We start from the raw sequence: 25676 nt of genomic DNA on the forward strand, positions 1-25676 counted from the left end.
ACGCTCAGAACGTCGAGCGGGGCCCCGGGTGCGCTCGCGAAGTGCTGATCGTCTTGCCGAAGGCAGGTCCCAGCCAAGTAAGCTGGCTGGGACCTGCGGTCCCGAGTTGCACCATTCGAGTGACGGTGGGCCGGAAATACCACGTCGGTGCACCACCGTGATCCGTTCACGCGACACGCCGACAACACGGTGCCCTTCGACGACAGGCCCGCAGAGCTGAATGACGATGGCCGAACAGGCAGGCGCGGCGAGACTCGGTGACGAACCCGGGCAAACCCGGGACGCGTTCGCCTGCCGCTGGGCCGACGCCGTCGTCGACACCGTCCCGGCCTCCGCCCTCGCCGACCTGCCGCCGCACCGGCTGCAAGCCCTGCTCACCGAGTACACCGACGAGCTGCGCGCCGCCGTCCGGCCGAACGGGCCGACGTCCGCCGCGCACGCGGTCGGCCGCGGCCTGGTCGAGCACGGCCTGGTGGCCCCCGAGACGCTGGAGCGGACGCTCACGCTCGTCGGTGAACACCTGGACGTCGACCCCACCGACTCGCAGCGCGTGATCGCCGTGCTGGGCGCGGTGGCCGCCGGGTTCGCCGACGCGGTGCGCCGACGCGCGCTGGACGACCAGGAGCAGCGTCACGCCAACGCGTTGAGGTCCACCCGATCAGCCGAATCGGCGGTGCGGGCGGGTGAAGCGAAGTTCCGCGCCGTGTTCCAGACCTCGGCGCTGGCCATCACGGTCTCCGACGTCGACGGCGTGATCCTCGACTGCAACGACGCCATGTTGACCATGCTCGACCGCACCGCCGAGGAGCTGGTCGGGTCGATCAGCCGCGACCTGGTCCACCCGGACGAGCGCGACCTGATCTCACGGGTCGCCCAGCGGTTGCACGCCGGGCAGGAGCACGTGCGGGTGGAGACGCGGCTCGTGCGCGCCGACGGCGAACCGGTCGACGTGCTCGTCGCGCTCGCCCTCCTGCGCGACGACGAGGGCGAACCCGCCTTCTACGTGACCATGATCGAAAGCCTGGACGAGGTCCGGGCGCTCCAGTCGCAGCTGGTCCGGCAGAGCCTGCACGACGTGCAGACCGGGCTGGCGAACCGGGCGCAGTTCGTGGGCTGGCTGGAGGGCGCGGTCGGCCCGCGCGGCCCCGCGGAGCTCGCGCTGGTCGTGTTCGACCTCGACGGGTTCCGAGTGGTCAACGACGCGTTCGGGCACGAGGTCGGCAACCGGGTCCTCACCGCGGTCGCCGGGCACCTGCGGGCGGTGTTCGACGGGATCGGGCGGCTGGCCCGGATCGGACCGGACGAGTTCGGCGTGCTCGTCGACGACCCGCACGACGTGGCGTCCATGGTGGCGCTGGCCGAGTCGGCCCTCGAACGGCTCGTGGAACCGGTGTGGGTCGGTGACGACGGCATCGGCGTGACCGCCAGCGTCGGCATCGTGGTGCGGAAGGCCCGCGGTGCGGACGCGGCCGAGCTGCTGCGGTGCGTCGACCTGACCGTGCGGTGGGCCAAGGACGACGGCAAGGCGCAGTGGGCGCTCTACGACCAGGCGCGCGACGAGCGGGAACGTGCCCGGATGCGGTTGGCCGCGTCGATCTCCGGCGGGTTGGAGCAGGGCGAGTTCCGGGTCGACTACGAGCCGGTGCGCTCGCTGGCCGACGGGTCGCTGCTGGCCGTCGAGGCGCGGGTGCGGTGGGACCACCCGACCGAGGGCGTGCTCGACCCGCAGGAGCTGGTGTCGCTGTCCACGTGCACCGGCATGGCGGCACGGCTGGGCCGGTGGGCCATCGGGCAGGCGTGCGAGGACGCGGGCCGGTGGCACGCCGAGTTCGGCGACGCCGCGCCCGTGGTGAGCATGGACCTGACCGCCCGGCAGTGCCAGGAGCCGGAGCTGGTGGCGACCGTGCGGCAGGCGTTGCGGGAGGCCGGCCTGCCCGCGCGGCTGCTGCAGTTCGAGCTGGGCGAGCAGCTGCCCGCGCTGATCAACGAGGACCAGGTGGAGGAGCTGACGTACCTGGCCGGGCACGGCGTGCGGCTGGTGCTCGACCAGGTCGGCGGCGGCAACCTGCCGCTGGACCGGTTGCGGCGGATCCCGTTGACGGCGGTGAAGTTCCAGGGCTCGCCGGTCTACGGGCTGGCGGAGGGCGCGAACCGGCTCGAGGAGAGCGCGGCCGTGGCGCTGCTCACGTGGACGCGGACGTTGGGCCTGCCCCTGTACGCGGCGGGCGTGCGCACGGAGTTCGAGGCGCGGCGGCTGGTGGAGCTGGGTGTGACGGGGGCGCAGGGCCCGCTGTTCGGCTCGGAGCCGCTCTCGGCCGACGAGGTCGCCGCGATTCTTGGCAAGTCCTGATGGGACGCTCAGCCTGCTCATAGGCTCGGGGTCGACGCTGAGGTCATGACGACACAGGACTTCCCCGCGCTGCGCGGGTCGTTGGAGGAGCGGGCGCCGTTCTGGCGGCGGCGCACCGGCACGGTCGTGACTTCGGCGGCGCTGGTCGCCGCGCTGTTCGGCGGGGTCACCGGCGGTGTGGTCGGCGCGGTGAACGCGTCGGGCGCCGCGGTGGCGACCACGAGCGGCAGCCCGGTGGCGCTCAACGCGACGTCCACTTCGGACGTCTCGGCGATCGCCGCCCGGGTGCTGCCGAGCGTGGTGCAGGTGAACGTCGTGTCGGCACAGGGCCAGGGCCTCGGCTCGGGCGTGGTGCTGACCTCCGACGGGCGGATCCTGACCAACAACCACGTGGTCGCGGGCGCCCAGCAGGTGACCGTGACGTTGAGCGACGGTCGGACCGTCGACGCCACCGTGGTCGGCACCGACCCGTCGAGCGACCTGGCGGTCGTGCAGGCGTCGGGGGTGAGCGGGCTGACGCCCGCGAAGTTCGGCGACTCCGACCAGGTCAAGATCGGTGACCAGGTCGTGGCGATCGGTTCGCCCGAAGGCCTCCAGGGCACCGTGACGTCGGGGATCGTGAGCGCGCTCGACCGCACGGTCACCGTGCCCGGCACGTCGACCGGTCGCCGCGGCTCGTCGTCGGTGAGCTACCAGGCGATCCAGACCGACGCCTCGATCAACCCGGGCAACTCGGGCGGGCCGTTGGTCGACTCGGCCGGCGAGGTCGTGGGCATCAACTCGGCGATCTACTCGCCCGCGTCGGACAGCGGTGCGGCGGGCAGCGTGGGCATCGGCTTCGCGATCCCGGCCAACCAGGTGCGGCAGATCGTCAACGGGCTGTCGTGAGTGGTTGGATCGGGTCGTGGACGTGGGAATCGTGCCGGTCGACGCGGTCGACAAAGTGGTGTTGGCGAACCTCGTCCAGCTCTACCAACACGACTTCTCGGAGATCCGGGACCTGCCGCTCAGCCGGCACGGCACCTTCGGCTACCCGTACCTGGACCACTACTTCACCGAGCCCGCGCGCGAGGCGTACTTCATCGAGGTCGGTGGCGGGCTCGCCGGCTTCGCCCTGGCCCGCGGCGACGTGGACGACGACGGCTCGTGGAACGTCGCCGAGTTCTTCGTCGCCCGCGGCCACCGGCGGCGGGGCGTGGCCCGCGAGGCGGCACGACGGCTGTTCGCCCGGCACCCCGGGCTCTGGACGTTGTCCTTCGACCACGCCAACCCGGTCGCGGCCGCGTTCTGGCGGTCGGTCGTCGCCTCGGTCGCGACCGGCGCCGTCACCGAGGTCGACCGGGTGGAGCCGGTGCCGTCCACGCGGCTGCGGTTCCGGGTGCGGTGAGGGCCGGCGTCGCGCGACGGGGAGCCGCGCGACGCCGACCCGCGTCACCTCACCTCAGCTCAGCCACTCCGGGCGCAACGGCATGTGCGACGTGGTGCCGTCCAGCTTCACGCCCAGCACCTGGTGCAGCTGGATGTTGTTGCGCTCGAAGCCCAACCGGGACGCCGCCAGGTACAGCCGCCATACCCTGGCGCGGCCGAGCCCGACCTCGGTCACCGCGTCGTCCCAGTGCTTCTCCAGGTTCTCGCACCACCCCGCCAGCGTCATGGCGTAGTGCTCGCGCAGGTTCTCCTCGTGCCGCACCTCGAAGCCGGTGTCGTGCATCAACGACACGATGTGCCCCGGCCCGACCAGCTCACCGTCCGGGAACACGTACCGGTCGATGAACCCGCCGGTCCGCGCCCGCTGCTTGTTGTCCGGCCGGGTGATGCAGTGGTTGAGCATCCGCCCGCCGGGCTTCAGCTTCCCGTACAGCGACCGGAAGTACGCGGGCAGCTTGGCCTTGCCGATGTGCTCGGTCAGACCGATCGAGCTGACCGCGTCGAACCCGGTCTCCCGCACGTCCCGGTAGTCGAGGTAGCGCACCTCGGCGAGGTCGGACAGGCCCGCCTCGACGATGGCCTTCTGCGCCCACTCCGCCTGGTTGCGCGACAACGTCACGCCCAGCGCCTTGACGCCGTACTCGCGCGCGGCGTGCATCACCATGCCGCCCCAGCCGCAGCCGACGTCGAGCAGCCGCATCCCCGGCTTCAGCCCCAGCTTGCGCGCCACCAGGTCGTGCTTGGTGAACTGCGCCTCCTCCAGGGTGGACTCCGCGGTCGGGTACACGGCGCACGTGTACGCCATGGACGGTCCGAGGATCCACTCGTAGAACGTGTTCGACACGTCGTAGTGGTGCGCGATCGCCTCGCGGTCGCGCGCCTTCGAGTGCCGCAGGCCGCGCAACCGGCGCTCCTGCGGCGGGACCTCCACCCGCGTACCCAGCCTGGTGCGGCCGAGCGTGGCCAACAGCTCCACCCGCTCGCCCCAGGGCACCTCCCGCAACGACATTTCGGACAGGTGCTTCAACGCCCCGTACACGTCACCGATGATCTCCAGGTGCCCGGTCACGTACGCGCGCGCCAACCCCAGTTCGCCCGGCGCCGACGCCAGGTACGACAACGCCTCCGGTGAACGCACCTCGATGCGCACACCCGCGTCGGCCGGCCCCGCGCGGCTGCCGTCGTACGCGCTGAACCCCACGGACGCGTCGCCTCCGACCGCCCGCTGGAACACCTCCGCCAACCGCATGGCCGCGGCTCCCTTCACCTACGGAGAACACACTTGGCGTACAGATCCGGCAGCCGACCCGCCGGGTCGTACCGCTTCTTCAGGTCGTCGTAGATCGGACCGTTGTAGTTGTCCCAGAACTCCTCCTCGCCGTAGTACGAGTCGGAGTAGAGCGACTTGTGGCCGCCCAGCTCGGTGACCTTGTCCTCGATCAGCCGGTTCCGGCTGCCCAGCTCCTCGTCGGGCCGCAACGACACCGTCGACCAGAAGCCGACGTTGACGTAGAGCACGTCCGGGTCCATGGGGTACAGCGGCCAGCTCGGCGGGCGCCCGTCCTCGCGGCTCCTGAGCCGCACCGGGCACAGCCACACCGGGCTGATCCCGATCTCCCGGTGGAAGAAGTCCAGGAACTCCGCGAGCCGGTCCACCGGGATCTCCACGTCCTGGATCACCGGTTCCTGCACCGCCTTGCTCAACCGGTCCGACAGCTTGTGCCGCCGGTCCCAGGCCACGACCTTGCGGTACACGTCGGACCGCAGGTAGCGCTTGGGCACCAACCGCCGCACCACCGGGTGCTGCACGCCGAACGCGCGCGAGCACCAGAACCAGTCGGTGTCCCACCGCCACAGGTAGTCCCGCACGGTGAGGTAGTCGAAGCTGCGCTGCTGCACGGACCGGTAGTAGATGTGGTTGCCGGTGTAGTCCGAGACCCACGGCGCGGTGTCGGCCCAGTTCGCCAGCGTCAGGTACTGCTCGCCACCGGAGAACACCGTCCCGTCCACGAAGTCGACCGGTTCGCCCTGGTAGGAGCCCTCGGCGCAGACCTCGGCGATGGTTCGCGCGCACTCGGCCGCGTCCGCGAACGGCACGTGCCGCAGCCGCACGTACGGTTTGACCGGTTCGAGCTCGATGTCCAGTCGCAACGTGTAGCCGAGCGTGCCGTACGAGTTCGGGAACCCGCGAAAGAGGTCGTCCTCCGGACCCACGACGACGACCTCGCCGTCGCCGGTCATCACCTCCAGCTCGCGCACGGACTCGTGCGGCAGGCCGTTGCGGAACGAGCTGGACTCGATGCCGAGGCCCGCCACCGCGCCGCCCAGCGTGATCGTCTTGAGCTGCGGCACGACCAGTGGCATCAGGCCGTGCGGCAGGGTCGCGTCCACCAGGTTCTCGTAGGTCGTCATGCCCTGGACCTGCGCCGTCCGCGCGGCCGGGTCGACCGAGAGGACCCGGTCGAACCGGGCGACGTCGAGTCCCCCGGACTGGTCGGCGCGGAACCGGAACAGGTTCGACGTCGACTTGGCCAACCGCACGGGTGCGCCCGCCGGGATCGCCGCGTACTGACCGCGCAACGCGGCCACCGCCCGCTCGTGGTCCTGGCTCTGCCGCTGATCCCTCACGGCACCGACGTTAGGCGGCCGGAGCTTGATCAGCACCCCCAAATTTCACGGCTGTCTAAGTTACCGGTGGGTAGTAGTCTACGTGGTTATGACCCACGCCACTCACGAGGTGACCAACCAGGCGCCGCCGCTGGCGGGCCACGACGTCTCCGCCGACCCGGCGTTGCTGGACGGCCTGCGGCGCGGTGGCGCGGAGTGGGCCGAACCCGAGGTCCGCGCGCTCGGCGTGCTCGCCGGCACCGCGCACGTCCAGGACCTGGGACGGCTGGCCAACGTTCACCCGCCCGTGTTGCACACCCACGACCGGTACGGGCACCGGGTGGACGAGGTCGAGTTCCACCCCTCGTGGCACGAGCTGATGCGGACCGCCGTCTCCAACGGCCTGCACGCCGCGCCGTGGCAGGACGACCGGCCGGGCGCGCACGTCGCCCGCGCGGCGAAGTTCTACGTGTGGAGCCAGGCCGAGGCCGGCCACGGGTGCCCGATCTCGATGACGTACGCGGCCGTGCCCGCGTTGCGCGCGACGCCCGAGCTGGCGGCGCGGTACGAGCCGCTGCTGGCGTCGCGCGAGTACGACTTCGGGCTGCGCGCGCCGTCGACCAAGCGCGGCCTCATCGCGGGCATGTCGATGACCGAGAAGCAGGGCGGCTCGGACGTGCGGGCGAACACGACGCGGGCCGTGCCCGTCGGTGACCACTACCTGCTGACCGGGCACAAGTGGTTCACCTCGGCGCCGATGTCGGACCTGTTCCTGACCCTGGCGCAGGCGCCCGGCGGCCTGTCGTGCTTCGTGCTGCCGCGCGTGCTGCCCGACGGGACGCGCAACGCGATGTTCCTCCAGCGGCTCAAGGACAAGCTCGGCAACAAGTCGAACGCGTCCGCGGAGCTGGAGTACGACGGCGCGGTCGGGTGGCTGGTCGGCGAGGAGGGGCGGGGCGTGCGGACCATCATCGAGATGGTCAACACGACCAGGTTGGACTGCGTGCTCGGCTCCGCGTCGGGGATGCGGCTGGGCTTGACCCAGGCCACCCACCACGCGGCGCACCGCAAGGCGTTCGGGTCGTACCTGGTCGACCAGCCCGCGATGCGCAACGTGCTGGCCGACCTGGCGGTGGAGTCGGAGGCGGCGACCACGGTCGCGTTGTGGCTGGCCGGCAACCGCAGCCGGCTCGGCCTCGCGGTGAGCAAGTACTGGGTGTGCAAGCGGGCTCCGACGCACGCCGCCGAGGCGTTGGAGTGCCTGGGCGGCAACGGGTACATCGAGGACTCCGGGATGCCCCGGCTGTTCCGCGAGTCGCCGTTGATGTCCATCTGGGAGGGCTCGGGGAACGTGGCAGCGCTGGACGCGCTGCGCGCCCTCGGGCGTTCGGCGGAGGCGGTGGAGGAGTTCTTCGGCGAGTTGGACGCGGCGCGCGGTGCCGATCGGCGGCTGGACGCAGCGGTCGACGGGATCAAGGATGAGCTGACCGACCTCGCCGACCTGGAAGTGCGGGCGCGGAGGTTGGTGGAGCGGATGGCGCTGGCGTTGCAGGGAGCGTTGCTGGTCCGGTACGGCCACCCGGCGGTGGCGGACGCGTTCTGCGCGTCGCGGCTGTCCGGTGACTGGGGCGTGGCGTTCGGCACCCTGCCGCGCGGTGTCGACTTCGGGGCGATCGTGGAGCGGGGGCGGCCGAAGCCGTGAGCGCGGTGCGGGTGGAGCGGTCGGGGCCGGTGTTCACCGTGCTGCTGAACCGGCCTGCGGTGCGCAACGCGGTGGACGGCCCGACCGCGCACACGTTGACCGAGGTGTTCCGCGAGTTCGACGAGGACCCGACCGCGGCGGTGGCCGTGCTGCACGGGGAAGGCGGCACGTTCTGCTCGGGCGCGGACCTGAAGGCGCTGGGCACCGCCCGGAGCAACGACCCGCGGTCGACGTCCGGTCCGATGGGGCCGACCCGGCTGCGCCTGTCCAAGCCGGTGATCGCCGCCGTCTCCGGGCACGCGGTGGCGGGCGGGTTGGAGCTGGCGCTGTGGTGTGACCTGCGGGTGGCCGACGAGGACGCGGTGTTCGGCGTGTTCTGCCGACGTTGGGGCGTGCCGCTGATCGACGGCGGGACGGTGCGGTTGCCCCGGTTGATCGGTGCGTCGCGGGCGATGGACCTGGTGCTGACCGGCCGTGCGGTGTCGGCCGGGGAAGCGCTGCACATCGGCCTGGCGAACCGGGTGGTGCCGCCGGGGACGTCCCGTTCGGCGGCGGAGGCGCTGGCGCTGGAACTGGCCGCGTTCCCCCAGGTGTGCTTGCGCGAGGACCGCCTGTCCCTGCTCGAACAGGAGGGCCTGTCCGAGCAGGACGCCCTGACCAACGAACTGGACCACGGCCTGACCTCGCTGACCGAGGTCGAACAGGGCCTGCGCCGCTTCCACTCCGGCGAGGGCCGCCACGGCCACTTCTGACCCCCGCGCGTGTCCTACCCTCAGAACGCGCGTGTCCTACGTTCAGAACGCGCGTGTCCTACGTTCGCGTCCCGCGTGTCCTACGTTCAGGACCCCCGAGTTCAACGCTCAGGACAACCGGCCGCCGTTCCGAGCGTTCAACTCGGGTGTTCCGAACGTAGGACACGCGCGTTCCGGACGTAGGACACGCGCGTTCTGGGGGTAGGACACGCGGGTTAGCGGAGGCCCAGTTCGCGGGCGATCAGCATCTTCTGGACCTCGCTGGTGCCCTCGCCGATCTCCAGGATCTTCGCGTCGCGGTAGAAACGGCCCACCGGGTACTCGTTCATGAAGCCGTAGCCGCCGAAGATCTGGGTCGCCTCACGCGCGTTGTCCATCGCCGCCTCCGACGACACCAGCTTGGCGATCGCCGCCTCGCGCTTGAACGGCTCACCGCGCAGCATCTTGGCCGCCGCCTGGTAGTACGCCAACCGCGCGGTGTGCGTGCGCGCCTCCATCTCGGCGATCTTGAACTGGATCGCCTGGTACGCACCGATCTTGTGCCCGAACGCCTCCCGCTCACCCGCGTACCGCACGCACTCGTCCACGCACCCCTGCGCCAGCCCGACGCCGACGGCCGCGATCGCCACCCGACCCTCGTCCAACGTCTGCAGGAACTGCGCGTACCCACGCCCGCGCTCGCCGACCAGGTTCGCCACGGGCACCCGGCAGTCCTGGAACGACAGCTCACGCGTGTCCGACGCGCTCCACCCGACCTTGGAGTACTTGCGCGACACCGAGAAACCGGGCGTCCCCGACGGCACGATGATCGCCGACACCTCCGGCTTGCCGTCCTCACGCCGCCCGGTCACCGCCGCCACCGTCACCAGCCCGGTGATGTCCGTGCCCGAGTTGGTGATGAACGCCTTGGTCCCGTTGATCACCCACTCGTCACCGTCGAGCCGCGCGGTGGTCCGCATCGCGCCCGCGTCCGACCCGCTGCCGGGCTCGGTCAGCCCGAACGCGCCCAGCACCTCGCCCGAGCACAACCGGGGCAACCACTCGGCCTTCTGCTCCGCCGAACCGAACCGGAACAACGGCACCGCACCCAGCGAGACGCCCGCCTCCAGCGTGATCGCCACCGACGAGTCGACCCGCGCCAACTCCTCCAGCGCCAGGCACAACGCGAAGTAGTCGCCGCCCATGCCGCCGAACTCCTCCGGGAACGGCAGCCCGAACAGGCCCATCCGCCCCATCTTGGCGACGATCGCGTACGGGAACTCCTGGCGCTCGTAGAACTCGCCGATCACCGGCGCGACCTCGTCGCGGGCGAACTCCTCGACGGTCTTGCGCAGCGCCTCGTACTCTTCGTCAAGGCGGAAGTCCAACATCGCTCACTCCTGGTGGGGCACGACGACGGCTAGGGTCTGGTCCAGCGCGACCTGTTGGCCTGCCTGGACGTGCACTTCGGCGAGCACGCCGTCCACGGGTGACGTGACGGTGTGCTCCATCTTCATCGCTTCGACCACGAACAACGCCTGTCCGGCGGTCACGTGGGCGCCCTGGGCGGCTCGCGCCACCAGCACCGTGCCGGGCATCGGGCTGGTCACCGGGCCACCGCTGCCGGCCGCCGACGACGACGCGACCTCCGACGGCAACGTCTCGGTCAACGCCCACGCGTGGCCGTCCGCGCCGAGCCACAGCACGTTGCCCGCCCGGGCCATTGCATACCGTCGACCGCCTACGACCAACCACTCGCCGTCGACGGCGGCGGCGAGCCGCATCGGTACTTTGTCTGCAATAGACACTTCGTCGCCGCGGACCCGGACCTCGACCCCGTCGATCAGCCACCTGGTCCACGCGTGCTCGCCGATCCGCCACCCGCCGACGTGCTCCCACGGGTCGTCACCGCGCGCCGCGAGCTGCCGCTCCAACGCCGCCGCGGCCAGCACCTCGTCCGGCACGTCGTGGCGCACCAACGACTCCAGCTTCCGCTCCACCAACCCGGTGTCCAACGCGCCCGCCCGCACGTCCGGGTCGGTCAGCAACGCCCGCAGGAACGGGATGTTGGTCGTCACGCCGAGCAGCACCATCCGCCCCAGCGCGGCGTCCAGCCGGCGCAACGCCTCCTCCCGCGTGGCCCCGTGCGCGATCACCTTGGCCAGCATCGGGTCGTAGTCGCTGCCCACGGTCAGCCCGACGCGCAGCGCCGAGTCCACCCGCACGTCCGACGGCTCGTGCAGCGCCAGCACCGTGCCACCGGTCGGCAGGAAACCGCGCGCCGGGTCCTCCGCGTAGACGCGGGCCTCCACGGCGTGGCGCGACATCGTCACCTCGCCCAGCGCCAGCGGCTCACCCGCGGCCACCCGCAACTGCCACTCGACCAGGTCCACGCCGGTCGCGAGCTCCGTGACCGGGTGCTCGACCTGGAGCCGGGTGTTCATCTCCATGAAGTAGTAGTCGCCGGACGCGCCGTCCACGATGAACTCGACCGTGCCCGCGCCGACGTACCCGACGGCCTTCGCCGCCTCCACCGCGGCCGTGCCCATGGCGTCCCGCATCTGCGGGGAGACCAGCGGCGACGGCGCCTCCTCGATGATCTTCTGGTGCCGCCGCTGGAGGCTGCACTCGCGCTCGCCGAGGTGGACCACCCCGCCGCGAGCGTCGGCCAGCACCTGGATCTCGATGTGCCGCGGGTTGCCGATGAACCGCTCGATCAGCAACGCGTCGTCGCCGAACGACCCGCGCGCCTCACGCCGTGCCGACTCGATGGCGTCCCGCAGGCCGTCGGCGGCCTCGACCAGCCGCATCCCCTTGCCGCCACCGCCGGCGGACGGCTTGAGCAGCACCGGGAAACCGATCTCCGCGGCCGCCTCGACCAGGTCGTCGTCGGTCATGCCGACCTCGGTCCGCCCCGGCACCACCGGCACGCCGGCCGCCGCGACGGTGAGCTTGGCGCGGATCTTGTCGCCCATCGCCTCGATCGCGTCGGCGGGCGGCCCGATGAACACCAGCCCGGCCTTCTCGCACGCCCGCGCGAACTCCGCGTTCTCGGCCAGGAACCCGTAACCGGGGTGCACGGCCTGCGCGCCCGTCGACAGGGCGGCCTCGATGATCCGCTCGATCGACAGGTAGCTCTCCCGGGCCGACGCGGGCCCGATCCGCACCGCCACGTCGGCCTGCCGCACGTGCAGCGCGTCGGCGTCCGCGTCGCTGTAGACGGCCACCGACCGGATGCCGAACCGCCGCAACGCGCGGATCACGCGCACCGCGATCTCGCCCCGGTTGGCGATCAGGACGCTGTCGAACATCCCCCGGCGCGACATCCCCTCGTGGACCATCTCCTGGCGGACCGTCTCCTGGCGCGACATCTCCTGGTGCTCCATCGTCATCACATCCGGAAGACGCCGTAGGAAACCGGCTCGATCGGGGCGTTCGCCGCCGCGGACAGGGCCAGGCCGAGCACCATGCGGGTGTCGAGCGGGTCGATCACACCGTCGTCCCACAGCCGTGCCGTGGAGTAGTACGGGTTGCCCTGGTCCTCGTACTGCTGCCGGATCGGCGCCTTGAACGCCTCTTCCTCCTCGGTCGACCACGCGTCGCCGAGCTGGTCGCGCCGCACCGTCGCCAGCACCGACGCGGCCTGTTCACCGCCCATCACCGAGATCCGGGCGTTGGGCCACATCCACAGGAACCGGGGCGAGTAGGCCCGCCCGCACATCGAGTAGTTGCCCGCGCCGAACGACCCGCCGATGACCACGGTGAACTTCGGCACCCGCGCGCACGCCACCGCCGTCACCATCTTCGCGCCGTGCTTGGCGATGCCCGCCGCCTCGTACTCGCGGCCGACCATGAACCCGCTGATGTTCTGCAGGAACACCAGCGGCACGCGGCGCTGGTCGCACAGCTGGATGAAGTGCGCGCCCTTCAACGCCGACTCGCCGAACAGCACGCCGTTGTTGGCCACGATGCCGACCGGGTGGCCGTGGATCCGGGCGAACCCGGTGACCAGCGTGGCGCCGTACTCCTTCTTGAACTCCTGGAACCGGCTGCCGTCCACGACCCGGGCGATCACCTCGCGCACGTCGTAGGGCGTGCGGCTGTCCGTCGGCACCACGCCGTACAGCTCGGCGGGGTCGACGGCGGGTGCCACGGTCGGCTCGACCTGCCACGGGCGCGGCTCGCGCGGACCCAGCGTGCTGACGATCGAGCGCACGATCCGCAGCGCGTGCGGGTCGTCCTCCGCCAGGTGGTCGGTGACGCCGGACGTGCGCGAGTGCAGCTCACCGCCACCGAGCTCCTCGGCCGTGACGACCTCACCGGTCGCGGCCTTCACCAGCGGCGGGCCGCCGAGGAAGATCGTGCCCTGGCCGCGCACGATCACCGCCTCGTCCGACATCGCGGGCACGTACGCGCCGCCCGCCGTGCACGAGCCGAGCACGGCGGCGATCTGCGGGATGCCGCGGGCGGACATGGTGGCCTGGTTGAAGAAGATCCGGCCGAAGTGGTCGCGGTCCGGGAACACCTCGTCCTGCCTGGGCAGGAACGCGCCGCCGGAGTCCACCAGGTAGACGCACGGCAGGTTGTTCTGCAACGCCACCTCTTGCGCGCGCAGGTGCTTCTTGACCGTCATCGGGTAGTACGTGCCGCCCTTGACCGTGGCGTCGTTGGCGACGACCACGACCTCGCGACCGGACACGCGGCCGACGCCCGTGATGACGCCCGCGGCGGGCGCCTCGTCGCCGTACATGCCGTTCGCGGCCAGCGGCGCGAGTTCGAGGAACGGCGAACCGGGGTCGAGCAGCGTGTCGACGCGGTCGCGGGGCAGCAGCTTCCCGCGCTCGACGTGGCGGGCGCGTGCCCTCTCCGGACCGCCGAGGGCGGCTTGGCCGAGCTTCGCGCGCAGGTCGTGCACGAGGCGCGCGTGCTCGTCGTGGTAGCGCCGGAAGGCGTCGGCCGACTTGTCGGCCGTGCTGCGCAGCACCGGGGCGTCCATCGGGCTCCTCGCGGTTAGCAGTCGTTAACCTGAGGAGATGTTAGCGCTTGTTAACGTCGGTTCACAAGCCGGAGGGGGCCGCGGGTGCGGCCCCCTCCGGGTGGTGCTGCGGTGCGTGTTGCGGGTGCGTGCCGCGGTGCGTCAGCCCGTGACGGCGGTGAGCTGCGGCAGGTAGCCGAGGCGCTGGCCGTTGCGGTTGGGGTGGTAGGACTCCTCCACCGGCCAGGACAGGCTGTTCAACCACCAGTCCGCCGAGCAGATCTCGTGCCCGGTGAACGCCGTGCGCAGGTCGCGGTAGGCGAACGACCTCGCGCCCGCCCGGGCGGAGATGACCTGGTGCAGGGTGTCGGCGGCCGAGTTGATCGCCGCGCGCTTCGTGTCGCTCAGGCCGACCGAGCAGCTGCCGGGCACCTTGTACAGGCGCGGGTAGCCGAGCACGACGACCGTCGCGGACGGCGCGCGGGTGCGGATCTGCGTGTAGACGTTGTCCAGCAGGCCGGGCAGGGTCCCGGTGGCGTAGGCCTTGGCCTGGTTGACCCGGTTCACGCAGGTCGAGTCCGAGCCGAACGTGCAGGTGGTGATCACGTCCGTGAAGCCGGCGTCGTTCCCACCGACCGAGATGCTGACCAGGGAGGTGGTCGCGCTCAGCGCGGCGACCTGGTTGGCGAGCACGTCACCGGTCTTGGCGCCGGAGCAGGCCACGAACTTGAACGACGCGGGCGCGTGCGACGCCGCCCAGAGGGCGGGGTAGCTGTACTGGCTGCGCTTGCAGCTGCCGGAGTCGCTGTAGTACGAGCCGGTGCCCGTTCCGGACGAGTAGGAGTCGCCGAGCGCGACGTAGTTGGCGGCGGCGGCTTGGGCCGGCACGACGAGCGCCAGCGAGGCGACTAATGCCAGCGCGGCGCTGGACAGGGTTCGGACAAGGCGCATCGGAGCCTCCCGGAGGGAAACAACGCAGGGTGTGATGCGGAGCACAACAAGAGTTACCAGCAAGTAGTCCTATATAAAAAGAGTGGGTCAAGAGTTAACTACGCGTTTCGACCGGTGCTCGGTGATCGTTGGCGTACGGCGAGGTTAACGTCCGTTTACGTGCACTGGGCTGGGCGTTTAAGATGGGCGACGTGCCAGACGAGCCAGCGAAGCAATCCCGCCGGGAGCAGATCCTGGCCGCCGCCGCCGAGCTGTTCGCCAGGCACGGCTTCCACGGCGTCGGGATCGACGACATCGGTGCCGCCGTGGGGATTTCCGGGCCGGCGCTGTACCGGCACTTCCGCAGCAAGGACGCGATGCTGGGCGAGATGTTGACGTCCATCAGCGAGCGGCTGCTGGAGGGCGGGGTGAGCCGGGTCGCCGCGTCGCAGGACCCGGAGCACGCGCTGCGGGAATTGATCCGGTGGCACGTCGACTTCGCGTTGGACGACCCCGCGTTGATCACCGTGCAGATCCGCAACCTGGCGAACCTGACCGACCCCGACCGGCGGCGGGTGCGAGCGCTCCAGCGGCGTTACGTCGAGGTGTGGGTGGAGACCATCCGCAAGACGTCGCCGGAGGTGGACGAGCCGACCGCCCGTGCCGCCGCGCACGCGGTGTTCGGTCTGATCAACTCCACGCCGCACAGCGCCCACCTGGACCGCGACCAGATGGCCGCACTGCTCTCGCAGATGGCGCTGGCTTCCCTCTCCGGCGCGCTCCCCGTGTCGTCCCGCTTGCCCTGAGCGTTGAACTCGGGGGTCCTGAACGTAGGACATGCGCGACGCGAACGTAGGACATGCGCGACGCGAACGTAGGACACGCGCGACGCGAACGTAGGACACGCGCGTTCTGAACGTAGGACACGCGCGACGTGGAGGTACGACTCGCGCGGTGTGGGGGTAGGGCGCGGGTGACGCGGATGTGGGGAACGCGCGGGTGTGGAGGTGGGGGTTTCGCGTACGCTGGGCGGCCGATGGGTGACGTGGCGGTGAACACCACCGGGGGGTGGCCGGGGCTCCGGTTGCTCGCCCGCCTGCCCGCCTGGTTCAGGTTCGTCCTGGTGGCGTCAGCCGTGTTCGTGTGCGGGGTGATCGCGTCCCGGCCCGCCGGCGCCACCGACACCACACCGCTCACCGGCGACATCGCCACCGCCGCCAGGGCGGTCGAGGCGATGGCCGACCCGTCCGACGCCAACCCGCTCGTCGCCTTCCCCGCCGACTTCAACGAGGTGACCAACCGCGACCCCGTGGTGGCCACCGGGCCGGACGGGACCACGCGCGCCATCGACCCCAACGGCGGCTGCTCCGGACCCGCGGGCAACACCGAGTGGGACTTCGGCACCGGCTGCAAGGCCCACGACCTGGGCTACGACCTGCTCCGCTACGCCGAGCACAAGGGCCGCCCGCTCGACCAGGACGCCCGCAAGTCCCTCGACGCCCGCCTGGCCCGGGACATGCACGCCCAGTGCGACGTCAACCCGCGCGGCCACGCCACCCGGTGCCACGCCACGGCGCAGCTCTACGCGGCGGGCCTGGAGTTCAACTCGTGGCGGCAGCGCTGGGGCCCGCCCGGTCACGAACCGGTCCTCGCCTGGGGCTTCGGCAGCGCGGTCGTCGTGTTCCTCCTGCTCGCCCGGCTGCCCCGCCGGCAGCAGCCCGACGGGCCGGTCGGCGCACCGCGCCCCCGGGCCACCCACGACCGCTACGCCACGTTCCTGCGGCTGGGCGCGCTCGCCCTGGTGGTCGTCGGGCAGTCCCTGATCACCGTGTTGCACTGGGCGGGCGTGAGCGCGACCTGGCTGTGGCTGCTCACCTGGGCCTTGCAGGCCATCCCCGTCTTCTACTTCGCGGGCGGCCACGCCAACCTGACCAGCTGGTACGCCGTGCAGGCCGACCACGGCGGTTACGGCCGCTACCTCGCCGCCCGCATCTCCTGGCTGCTGCGCCCCGTGCTGGCGTTCGTGCTGGCCTGGCTGGTCCTCCCGCTGCCCCTGGAACTGCTCGACGTGGACAAGTCGCGGGTCGAGATGTTCGGCAGGCTCATCGCGCACCCGCTGTGGTTCCTCGGCCTGTACCTGGTCGCGGTCGCCGCCACCCCGGTCATGGCCTGGCTGCACCGCCACGCCCGCCTGGCCACGCCGGTGGCGCTGGTCGCCCTCATGATCGTGGTCGACCTCGCGCGCATCGGCTTCGGCTGGCGCACCGGCGGCTACCTCAACCTCGTGCTCGGCGCGCTGCTGCTGCAACAACTCGGCTTCTACTACGCCGACGGCAGCCTGCACCGCGTGTCGCGCAAGGTGCTCGGCGCCCTGGCGCTCGCTGCCGTGCCCGTGCTGCTGGCGCTGATCACGTTCGGCGGCTACCCGCGCACCATGATGCCGCTGCCGGGCGAGGGCAGCTCGAACCTCAGCCCGCCCACCGTGTGCCTGCTGGTGCTCGGCCTGGTCCAGATCTGCCTGGTGCTGCTGCTCAAACCCCGCGTCACGGCGTGGCTCGCGGGCGAGCACCGGTGGCGGGTCGTGGAGTTCGCCCGCTCCGCGCCCATGACGGTCTACCTCGGCTACCTGACCGTGCTGGCCGCCGTGGTCGGCGTGCTGGGCCTGCTGGACTCACCGGCCGCGTTCGACTGGGTCACCACCCGACCCCGCTGGCTGGCCGTGCTGGTGGTGCTGCTCCTGCCGGTCCTGCTGGTGTTCCACCGCTTCGAGCGCAACGCCGCGCTCAGCCCCTGCCGCACCCGCGAGACCCACCGCACCCGGCTCGCCGTCACGCTCGGCGCCGGTTACGGCGTGCTGGGCGTCCTCGGGTTCGTGGTGACCGGGTTCGCGGGCGCCGCGGGCACCCTGGTCGTGTTCAAGGTCGACCCGCTGCAGAACCTGATCCACCTGCTGCTCGGCTGGTACCTCCTGCACGCCGCGCACGCCGGCACGTGCGACCGCCGCCGTCCCTGGCTGCTCACCGCGCTGGCCTGCGTCCCACCGCTGCTGGCGCCGGAGCCGACCGGCGCGATGGTCGTCCTGCACGGCGCGACGATCGCGATCGCCCTGCTCGCGGCGATACCGAAGCAGGACCAGGCACACGCCGGTGAACACCGGCAACCACGTCCCGCGCTCCAACACCCATAGCGCGTCCGACGGCACCGTGTTCAGACCGCGCAACGAACCGAACGCCGAGCCGACCAACACCACCACCAGCAACGCGCTCTGGTGCACCAGGAAGATCGGCAGCGCCCGCGCGTTCAGCGCCCGTGCGATCGACCACCGGGCCAGGAACGACGGCCGCACCAGCAGCACCAACCCCACCTGCGCCAACGCCAGCGCGAGCGCGGCGGCCGACGGCGGCGACAGGTTCGACTCCGCCGCACCGGGCACCCCCACCGCGCTGGCCGGGTAACCGGCGCCCAGGAGCACCGCGAACGCACCCGCGCCCGCCACCAGCAACGCCGCACCCCACGAGCGGTGCCGGGCGGGCCCGCCGCGGGCGACGAGCACGCCCACCTGCCACGGCGCCCACCACACCGCGACCACGTTCACCCAGCCGAGGTCCACCAGGGCGGCGTCCACCGCCACCAGCACGACCGGGATCGCCACGCCCCACCACCCCAGCCGGCGCAACAGCGGCGTGAACGCCGACAGCACCACGTACACGGCCAGGAACCACAACGGCGTCACGACGAGGTACCCGACGGTCATCACCGTCTGCTGCGGCAGACCGCGCACCGACAGTCCGAACAGGACCGCGGCCCACGCGCCGAGCAGCACCGCCACCGGCAGCACGAGCTTGCGCGCCCGCGGCCACCACGGCGCGCTCGACCGAGCCGCGCCGAAGCCGCCGGTGAAGAAGAACAGCCCCAACGTCTGCAGCACCCAGCTCGCCGGGGCCAGTTCCGGCACCCACCGCAGCGGGCTGTCCACCACCAGCCCGTCACCGGTCAGCACCACGGCCGTCACCAGCCAGTGCCCCAGCACGACACCGACGATCGCGACGGCCCGCGTCGCGTCGATCACCGGATCCCGGGTCGTCACGGCGTCTCCCCCACCGCGATCCGGGTCAGGGCGCGCAACGACGGCGTGCCCTCCCGGAAGTACTCGTCGTGCCCGATGTCGCCCGCGTCGAACACCCGTGCGCCGAACGCCGGGTCGACCGGGTCCGCCCCGTGCCCCAGGTCGCCCAACCGGACCGCGGGCACCCACCGGGTCCAGTCCCGCCCGCCGCGCGCCGCCCACACCCGCGCACCGGGCTCGACCGAGTCGACCCGAACGCCGGGCGACCCGAGGAACACCACGTCGGCCACGGCGGGCCGGGCCAGCCCGCACACCACCGACCCGTAGCTGTGGCACATCAGGTGCACGTGACCGGGCAACGTCCGCACGTACCCGTCCAGCGCGACCGCACCGGCCCGCGCCAGCCGACCGCCCGCCGCGTCCACCCCGAGCCCGGACGGCGTCCGGTACCCCAGCCACGCGACCACCGCGACGTCGTCGCGGCCGACGGACGCGTGCAGGTCGCGCGCCATCCGCCCGACCGTCGCGCCGAACCGCCGCTCGTCCACATCGGACCCCGGCACCACGACCGCGACGTGCGCGGCGCGCGTCAGGTCGCCGTGGACCTCGATCCGGGGCTTGAACCCGGGCGGGTCGCCACCCGGCGCCGCCAGGACCAGCAGCGCGGCCACCAACGCGATCTTCTTCGACATGACGCCGACGCTAGGAAGACCACGGCGCCGCGATCGTCACCCCGGGGTGCCCATCCGCGGGCCCTACCGGGGTACCACCAGACCGGACTCGTACGCCGCGATCACCGCCTGCGCGCGGTCGCGCAGCCCGAGCTTCATCAGGATCCGGCTCACGTGCGTCTTCACCGTCTGCTCGGCCAGCACGAGGTGACCGGCGATCTCGCCGTTCGACAGGCCCTGCGCGATCAGCAGCAGCACTTCGGTCTCGCGCTCGGTCAACGCGCCCAGCGCGGCCGGTCTCACCACGCGCACCGGCTGGGCCTTCACGAAGTCCTCGATGAGCCGCTTGGTCACCGACGGCGCGAGCAACGCGTCGCCACGCGCCACCACCCGCACCGCGGTCAGCAGCTCGCTCGCGGGCGCGTGCTTGAGCAGGAACCCGCTCGCACCCGCCCGCAGCGCCTCGTACACGTAGTCGTCCAGGTCGAACGTGGTCAGCACGAGCACCTTGACCGGGTCGTCGACCAGCAGCCGGGTGGCGGTCAACCCGTCCATCTCGGGCATCCGCACGTCCATCAGCACCACGTCCGGTCGCAGCCGGCGGACCTCGCCGACGGCCGCGACGCCGTCACCGGCCGACCCCACCACGGTGATGTCGGGCTGGGCGTCCAGCAGCGCGGAGAAGCCCTCCCGCACCATCTCCTGGTCGTCCGCCACCAGCACGCTGATCATCGTCGGCCCACCGGGACCACCGCTCGCACCTCGAACCCCCCGTCCTCGGTCGGTCCGGCGGTCATCGAACCGCCGTGCACCGCCACCCGTTCCCCCATGCCGGTGAGACCGTGCCCGCCGCCACCACCCAGCGACGGCCCGCCCGCCGTGTTGCGCACGACGACCCGCAGCTCCTCGGCCACCAGCTCGACGGCGACCGACGTCGTCGAGCCCGGCGCGTGCCGACCGGCGTTCGTCAGCGCCTCCTGCACGATCCGGTACGCGGTCAACCCGACCGCCTCCGGCACCTCGACGTCCGGCACCGACGCGTCGGGGTGCAGGGACCGGATGTCGGCCAACCCCGGCTGCGGCGTCCGGTCCGCCCGCTGGTCCGAGGCCCGCAGCACGCCCAGCAGCTGCTGCATGTCGGTGATCGCGGACCGCGCCGCAGCGCCGAGCTCGGCGAACTCCTCCTTGGCCGCCTCGGGCAGGTCCGGGATCCGGTAGGGCGCGGTCTCGCACCGGACCACCACCAGCGACATGTGGTGCGCGACCACGTCGTGCATCTCGCGGGCGATCCGGGCGCGTTCGACCAGCGCCGCCTTCTCGTCCTGCTCGGCGTGGAACCGCCGCTCGGCCCGCCCGCGCGCGCCGACCGCGTAACCGAGCAGGAGCACCGGGAGCAGGAAGCCGATCGTCTCCAGGACGTCGCCCGGCTGCCCCATCGCGAACAGCACGCCCGACGTGATCAACGCCACGAGCAGCACGACCCGGCCGCGGTGCACGGTCGCGACCGCCAGCAGCACCGGCACGTACCACCACCACTGCCAGCTGCCCAGCACCGAGGGTTCGGAAGGCACCAGCAGCCGCATGACCACCAGGCCCGCCGTGGCCAGCCGCCACGCCAGGAGCGTGGAGCGCAACGTCAGGGCGGTGCTGCCGGCGACGATGGCGAACAGCAGCGGCCACCAGCCGTCCGGTTCCTCCCGCGAGACGTAGTCGGAGCTCACCCCGATCGCGATGACGAAGCCGTAGAGCAGCACCGACGCCATCAGCGGGTGGCGGAAGCGGAAGCCGTCGAAGATCCGCGCGCGGTCGCGGAACAGCACGACCTGGAGGAGGGTGCGGATCACGGCCCGATGCTATGCGGCGACGTGCCCGGGCACATGAGCCCGAGGTCTGTCATACCCGGGTAGCACGCGAGCGAAACACCGGCCCATACCCGAGAGGCGGGACCACGGACAAGCCGTTGCGGTGGGCGAACACCACCGGGTAGGCAATATGCAGAGCTGTGCGCCCCTACTCCGTGATGGAAGATGGCTGAATGCACCCGCAGCAAGATCCGGATCGCTGGTCGCGGCTCCAGGCCGTGGCCGGCGAGGCCCTGACCGCCGCCAAGGTCGGGGAGGACGCTGTCGCGGTCGACCTGGTCACCGGATACCTCAGCGGTTCGCCGGAGGGCAACGAGGAGATCCGCGAGCTGGTCCTCCTGCTGTTCTCCGAGTGCAGCGCCATGGTCGCCGCCCTCGGCTCGGGCGGGGCGACACCGGTCAAGATGCAGGTCTTCGACGAGGACGGGCAGGAGGTGCCGATCGACGACGCCGACCCGCCGGTCCGCACCGCGATCCGCACGCTGCTGGCCGAGGTGCACGGCGACCAGGCGGCCGCCGCCGAGCAGATCGAGATCGCGCTGGCCAACGGGCAGCCGCAGGAGCTGGCCACGGTGGTGCTCCAGGCGCTGCGGTGGACGGTGAAGCTGGCCGTCGAGTGCGGGATGCGCGACCTGCCCGTGTCGCCGTGGATCGCCACCGCGCTGGAGGAGTAGCCCGGGTTCGCCGCGGGAGGTGGCGATCACCCGGACGTGGACCGCACCACGGCCGGGGTGCTAGACCCCGTCGAGCAGCTCGGCGACCAGCTTCGACACCTGGTCCACCTCGATGAGGAACGCGTCGTGGCCATGCGGCGAGCTCACCACGCGCAGCTCGCCGGCACCGGGCACGGCGTCGGCGACCTCGGCCTGCTGGCGCAGCGGGTAGAGCCGGTCGGAGTCGATCCCGGCCACGACGGTGCGGGCCGTGACGCGGCCCAGCGCCGCCCGCACCCCGCCCCGGTCACGTCCCACGTCGTGGCTGTTCATCGCCTCGGTCAGGGTGGCGTAGCTGGCCGGGTCGAACCGGCCGACCAGCTTGGCCGCGTGGTGGTCGAGGTAGGACTCCACCTGGAACCGGCCGTCCGCGCGCACCTCGCGCCCGAACCGGGCGGCCAGCTCCCGCTCGCTGCGGTAGCTGACGTGCGCGATCCGCCGCGCCACGCCCAGGCCGCCGACCGGGTCCAGCCGGATGGCGTGCAGCTGGGCGGAGGCGAGTGCGATGTGCTCGGCCGTGGACGCGGCGGGCGCGGCCAGCACGAGCAGGGCCCGGACCCGGTCCGGCTCGGACACCGCCCACTCCAGCGCCCGCATCCCGCCCATGGAGCCGCCCAGCACGGCGGCCCACGCGTCGACGCCCAGCGCGTCGGCCAGCAGCACCTCGGCGGCCACCTGGTCGCGCACCGTGATCCGGGGGAACCGCGCGCCCCACGGTTCGCCGTCCGGCGCGGTCGCCCACGGCCCCGTGGTGCCCTGGCAGCCGCCCAGCACGTTGGGCGCGACCACGAACCAGCGCTCCGGGTCCAGCGCGCGTCCCGGCCCGACCAGCCCGTCCCACCAGCCGGGCGTCGGGTGGCCGGGTCCGGCCGGGCCCGCGACGTGGCTGTCGCCGGTCAACGCGTGCAGCACCAGCACCGCGTTCGACCGGTCCGCGTTCAGCTCTCCCCAGGTCTCGTAGGCGATCGACACCGGCAGGCCCGGCAGCGCGCCGCGCACCCACTGCCGTCGCCCGTTCGGGTCCCCCTCCCGCCACCCGCCGGCGGCGGGAGGGGTCTCACCGGCAGTGGACCCGGAACCTCTGGCGGACTCCGACCTCACTGCACCGACTTGGCGGCCCGGAAACCCGCCTCCAGGTCGGCCTTGAGGTCTTCCACGCCCTCGATGCCCACCGACAGCCGCACCAGCCCCGGCGACACGCCGCTGACGAGCTGCTGCTCCGGCGTGAGCTGGCTGTGCGTGGTGCTGGCCGGGTGCACGATGAGGCTGCGCACGTCACCGATGTTCACCAGCCGGCTGAACAGCTCGACGCCGTCCACGAACGCGCGGCCCGCCGCCACGCCGCCGCGCAGCTCGAACGACACCACGCCGCCCGCGCCGCCGGGCAGGTACTTCCGCGCCAGGTCGTGCCAGCGGCTCGACGGCAGGCCCGCGTAGTGCACCCGCTCCACCTCGTCCCGCGCCTCCAGCCAGCGGGCCAGCTCCAGGGCGTTCGCCGAGTGCTTGTCGATGCGCAGGGACAGCGTCTCGATGCCCTGGAGGATCAGGAAGCTGGTCAACGGGGCGATGGCGCCGCCGGTGTCGCGCAGGCCCTGCACCCGCAGCTTCGCGGCGAACGCCCCGTGGCCGAGCGCGGGCCAGTACCGCAGGCCGTGGTAGCTGGGGTCGGGCTCGGTGAAGTCGGGGAACTTCGCCGCGTCGGAGAACTCGAACGTGCCGCCGTCCACCACGACGCCCGCAACCGCTGTGCCGTGCCCGCCCAGGTACTTGGTGGCCGAGTGGACCACGATGTCGGCGCCGTGCTCGATCGGCCGCAGGAGGTACGGCGTGGGCACGGTGTTGTCCACCACCAGCGGCACGCCCGCCGCGTGCGCCACCTCGGCGACCGCCGCGATGTCCAGCACGTTGCTGCGCGGGTTGGCCAGCGACTCGGCGAAGAACAGCTTGGTGTTCGGCCGGACCGCGGCGCGCCACGCCTCCAGGTCGTCCGGGTCGTCCACGAAGGACACCTCGATGCCGAGCTTCGGCAGCGTGTAGTGGAACAGGTTGTACGTGCCGCCGTAGAGGGAGGCGCTGGACACCAGGTGGTCGCCCGCGCGGGCCAGGTTGAGCACGGTGGCGGTCTCGGCGGCCTGGCCGGACGCGAACGCCACCGCCGCGACCCCGCCCTCCAGCGCGGCGACCCGCTGCTCCAGCACGTCCTGGGTGGGGTTGTTGATGCGGGTGTAGATGTTGCCCGGCTCGGCCAGGCTGAACAGCGCCTCGCCGTGCGCGGAGTCGCGGAACACGAACGACGTGGTCTGGTAGATCGGGGTGGCGCGCGCGCCGGTCGCCGGGTCGGGCGCGGCGCCCGCGTGGACCTGCGCGGTGTCGAAGGACCAGGACATGCTGACGTCTCCTGTCTGGCAGGGAGGTTTTTCGGGCACGCCGAAGACACCGGGCGCGCGCGGTGGGGAGGTGGGTCAGCCGAGTCGACAGGCCATGCTGGTGACGCGCACGTAGTCCACGTGCCGACGGGTCACGAGCGGGATCATGGGTCCGACGGTAGCGCCGGGTGACGGTCCGCGACAGGGCGTCCATGCCGTGGGACGCTTAGGGTTGGCGGTCATGCGCACCGCACTGATCGGCTACGGGCTCGGTGGAGCCGCGTTCCACGCACCGTTCCTGTCCACCACGCCCGGACTGGAGCTGGCCGCGGTCGTGACCGGCAACCCGGACCGGCGCGCCGAGGTGGCGTCGCGCTACCCGGGGGCCGAGCTGATCGCGTCGGTGGCGGAGGTGTGGCGGCGGGCGGACGAGTTCGACCTGGTCGTGGTGACCACGCCGAACCGGTTGCACGCCGAGCACGCCCGCGCGGCGCTGGAGCACGGGCTGAACACCGTGGTGGACAAGCCGTTCGCGTCGTCGGCCGCGCAGGCGCGCGAGTTGGCCGAACTCGCCGCGGCGCGGGGCGTGCTGCTCGCGCCGTTCCACAACCGGCGCTGGGACGGCGACTTCCGCACGGTCGCACGGCTGGTCGGCGAGGGCGCCCTGGGGCGGGTGCACCGGTTCGAGTCGCGGTTCGAGCGGTGGCGGCCGGAGGTGAAGGAGAGTTGGAAGGAGTCCGGCGACCCGGCCGACCTGGGCAGCATCGTGTTCGACCTCGGCACCCACCTGGTGGACCAGGCGGTGGCGTTGTTCGGTCGTCCGACGAGCGTGTACGCGGAGGTGCGGACGCTGCGGCCGGGCGCGCGGGCGCACGACGACGCGTTCCTGGCGCTGAACCACCCGTCGGGCGCGGTGTCACACCTGTGGGCGTCGGCCTTGGTGGCGTCGCTCGGGCCGCGGTTCCGCGTGCTGGGTGACCGTTCGGCGTACGTCAAGCACGGGATGGACCCGCAGGAGGAGGCGTTGAAGGCGGGCGAGGTGCCCGGCGGCGCGGGGTGGGGCGAGGACGCGGTGGAGCTGTGGGGCGTGCTCGGCACGGAGCCCGTGCGCACCGAGCCGGGGTCGTACCAGGACTTCTACGCGGCCGTCGCGGCTGGTCAGGCGCCCGTTCCGGTGGCCGACGCGATCACCGGGCTGGAGGTCTTGGAGGCGGCGTTCGAGTCGGCGCGGACCGGGGGCGTCGTCCCGCTGGCCTGACTCCTCTTGCTAGGTGA

At 72.1% G+C, this 25676-nt stretch carries 20 protein-coding genes and 1 pseudogene; 9 read left to right on the forward strand and 12 right to left on the reverse strand.

The features are described from left to right. Positions 1-226: 226 nt before the first annotated feature. The 3 genes from AB0K14_RS29780 to AB0K14_RS29790 are packed head-to-tail and all read left to right on the forward strand — an operon-like array spanning position 227 to position 3737. Positions 227-2350, forward strand: a complete 2124-nt coding sequence (locus tag AB0K14_RS29780) for an EAL domain-containing protein (protein WP_360452491.1) — start codon at positions 227-229, stop codon at positions 2348-2350. A 45-nt stretch (positions 2351-2395) separates the two neighbouring features. Then, on the forward strand, positions 2396-3238 hold the full coding sequence (locus AB0K14_RS29785; RefSeq protein WP_360452489.1) for a trypsin-like peptidase domain-containing protein: 843 nt from the start codon (positions 2396-2398) through the stop codon (positions 3236-3238). Positions 3239-3254: 16 nt separating this feature from the next. Beyond that, on the forward strand, positions 3255-3737 hold the full coding sequence (locus AB0K14_RS29790; RefSeq protein ID WP_360452487.1) for a GNAT family N-acetyltransferase: 483 nt from the start codon (positions 3255-3257) through the stop codon (positions 3735-3737). 54 nt (positions 3738-3791) lie between these two features. On the opposite strand, the gene AB0K14_RS29795 is transcribed toward AB0K14_RS29790, so the two are convergent. Beyond that, entirely contained in the window at positions 3792-5027 is a 1236-nt protein-coding gene (locus AB0K14_RS29795) for a class I SAM-dependent methyltransferase (protein ID WP_360452485.1), read from the reverse strand. A gap of 14 nt (positions 5028-5041) precedes the next feature. Then, positions 5042-6406, reverse strand: a complete 1365-nt coding sequence (locus tag AB0K14_RS29800) for an FAD-binding oxidoreductase (protein WP_360452483.1) — start codon at positions 6404-6406, stop codon at positions 5042-5044. An 88-nt stretch (positions 6407-6494) separates the two neighbouring features. On the opposite strand from AB0K14_RS29800, the gene AB0K14_RS29805 reads away from it, so the two are divergent. Continuing rightward, on the forward strand, positions 6495-8087 hold the full coding sequence (locus AB0K14_RS29805; RefSeq protein ID WP_360452481.1) for an acyl-CoA dehydrogenase family protein: 1593 nt from the start codon (positions 6495-6497) through the stop codon (positions 8085-8087). Then, positions 8084-8839, forward strand: a complete 756-nt coding sequence (locus AB0K14_RS29810) for a crotonase/enoyl-CoA hydratase family protein (protein WP_360452479.1) — start codon at positions 8084-8086, stop codon at positions 8837-8839. Before AB0K14_RS29805 ends, AB0K14_RS29810 begins: the two co-directional genes overlap by 4 nt. 215 nt (positions 8840-9054) lie before the next feature. Here AB0K14_RS29810 and AB0K14_RS29815 read toward each other — a convergent pair whose 3' ends face one another. The 4 genes from AB0K14_RS29815 to AB0K14_RS29830 form a co-directional block, all read right to left on the reverse strand. Next, entirely contained in the window at positions 9055-10209 is a 1155-nt protein-coding gene (locus AB0K14_RS29815) for an acyl-CoA dehydrogenase family protein (RefSeq protein ID WP_360452477.1), read from the reverse strand. A 3-nt stretch (positions 10210-10212) separates the two neighbouring features. Beyond that, positions 10213-12129: an acetyl/propionyl/methylcrotonyl-CoA carboxylase subunit alpha gene (locus tag AB0K14_RS29820; protein WP_360452514.1), complete on the reverse strand. Its 1917-nt coding sequence runs from the start codon at positions 12127-12129 to the stop codon at positions 10213-10215. 80 nt (positions 12130-12209) lie between these two features. Then, positions 12210-13814: a carboxyl transferase domain-containing protein gene (locus AB0K14_RS29825; RefSeq protein WP_360452475.1), complete on the reverse strand. Its 1605-nt coding sequence runs from the start codon at positions 13812-13814 to the stop codon at positions 12210-12212. Between the two features lie 141 nt (positions 13815-13955). Beyond that, a complete protein-coding gene (locus AB0K14_RS29830; protein ID WP_360452473.1) occupies positions 13956-14744 on the reverse strand; it encodes an SGNH/GDSL hydrolase family protein in 789 nt (262 codons plus the stop codon). 191 nt (positions 14745-14935) lie between these two features. On the opposite strand from AB0K14_RS29830, the gene AB0K14_RS29835 reads away from it, so the two are divergent. Both AB0K14_RS29835 and AB0K14_RS29840 read left to right on the forward strand, forming a co-directional pair. Next, complete coding sequence (locus tag AB0K14_RS29835) at positions 14936-15529, forward strand: TetR/AcrR family transcriptional regulator (RefSeq protein ID WP_360452471.1); 594 nt, start codon at positions 14936-14938, stop codon at positions 15527-15529. Between the two features lie 230 nt (positions 15530-15759). Continuing rightward, the gene (locus AB0K14_RS29840; protein ID WP_360452469.1) at positions 15760-17910 is read left to right on the forward strand and encodes a phospholipase A2; all 2151 of its coding nucleotides are present in this window, start codon (positions 15760-15762) and stop codon (positions 17908-17910) included. Positions 17911-17913: 3 nt separating this feature from the next. On the opposite strand, the pseudogene AB0K14_RS29845 reads toward AB0K14_RS29840, so the two are convergent. The 4 genes and pseudogenes from AB0K14_RS29845 to AB0K14_RS29860 all read right to left on the reverse strand — a co-directional run. After that, a pseudogene (locus AB0K14_RS29845) lies at positions 17914-18810 on the reverse strand (acyltransferase family protein); the annotation flags it as partial. Beyond that, entirely contained in the window at positions 18807-19481 is a 675-nt protein-coding gene (locus tag AB0K14_RS29850; protein WP_360452467.1) for an alpha/beta hydrolase, read from the reverse strand. The pseudogene AB0K14_RS29845 and the gene AB0K14_RS29850, both read right to left, overlap by 4 nt. A 63-nt stretch (positions 19482-19544) precedes the next feature. Further along, positions 19545-20192 (reverse strand): response regulator transcription factor, encoded by a 648-nt coding sequence (locus AB0K14_RS29855; RefSeq protein ID WP_360452465.1) that lies wholly within the window; start codon positions 20190-20192, stop codon positions 19545-19547. After that, positions 20189-21304 (reverse strand): histidine kinase, encoded by a 1116-nt coding sequence (locus AB0K14_RS29860; protein ID WP_360452463.1) that lies wholly within the window; start codon positions 21302-21304, stop codon positions 20189-20191. Before AB0K14_RS29860 ends, AB0K14_RS29855 begins: the two co-directional genes overlap by 4 nt. 191 nt (positions 21305-21495) lie before the next feature. Here AB0K14_RS29860 and AB0K14_RS29865 point away from each other — a divergent pair, with 191 nt between their 5' ends. Next, the gene (locus AB0K14_RS29865) at positions 21496-21996 is read left to right on the forward strand and encodes a hypothetical protein (protein ID WP_360452461.1); all 501 of its coding nucleotides are present in this window, start codon (positions 21496-21498) and stop codon (positions 21994-21996) included. Positions 21997-22056: 60 nt separating this feature from the next. On the opposite strand, the gene AB0K14_RS29870 is transcribed toward AB0K14_RS29865, so the two are convergent. Both AB0K14_RS29870 and AB0K14_RS29875 read right to left on the reverse strand, forming a co-directional pair. Beyond that, positions 22057-23034 carry a homoserine O-acetyltransferase gene (locus AB0K14_RS29870; protein WP_360452459.1) on the reverse strand — a complete coding sequence of 326 codons (978 nt, stop codon included), beginning with the start codon at positions 23032-23034 and terminating at the stop codon, positions 22057-22059. Between the two features lie 98 nt (positions 23035-23132). Beyond that, positions 23133-24422, reverse strand: coding sequence for a bifunctional o-acetylhomoserine/o-acetylserine sulfhydrylase (locus AB0K14_RS29875; RefSeq protein WP_360452457.1), 1290 nt, complete (start codon positions 24420-24422; stop codon positions 23133-23135). A 220-nt stretch (positions 24423-24642) separates the two neighbouring features. Between AB0K14_RS29875 and AB0K14_RS29880 the strand changes: the two genes are divergently transcribed. Continuing rightward, the gene (locus tag AB0K14_RS29880; protein ID WP_360452455.1) at positions 24643-25659 is read left to right on the forward strand and encodes a Gfo/Idh/MocA family oxidoreductase; all 1017 of its coding nucleotides are present in this window, start codon (positions 24643-24645) and stop codon (positions 25657-25659) included. Positions 25660-25676: the final 17 nt, after the last annotated feature.

It is taken from the genome of Actinosynnema sp. NPDC050801, from assembly GCF_040673975.1.
Taxonomy (GTDB): Bacteria; Actinomycetota; Actinomycetes; order Mycobacteriales; family Pseudonocardiaceae; genus Actinosynnema.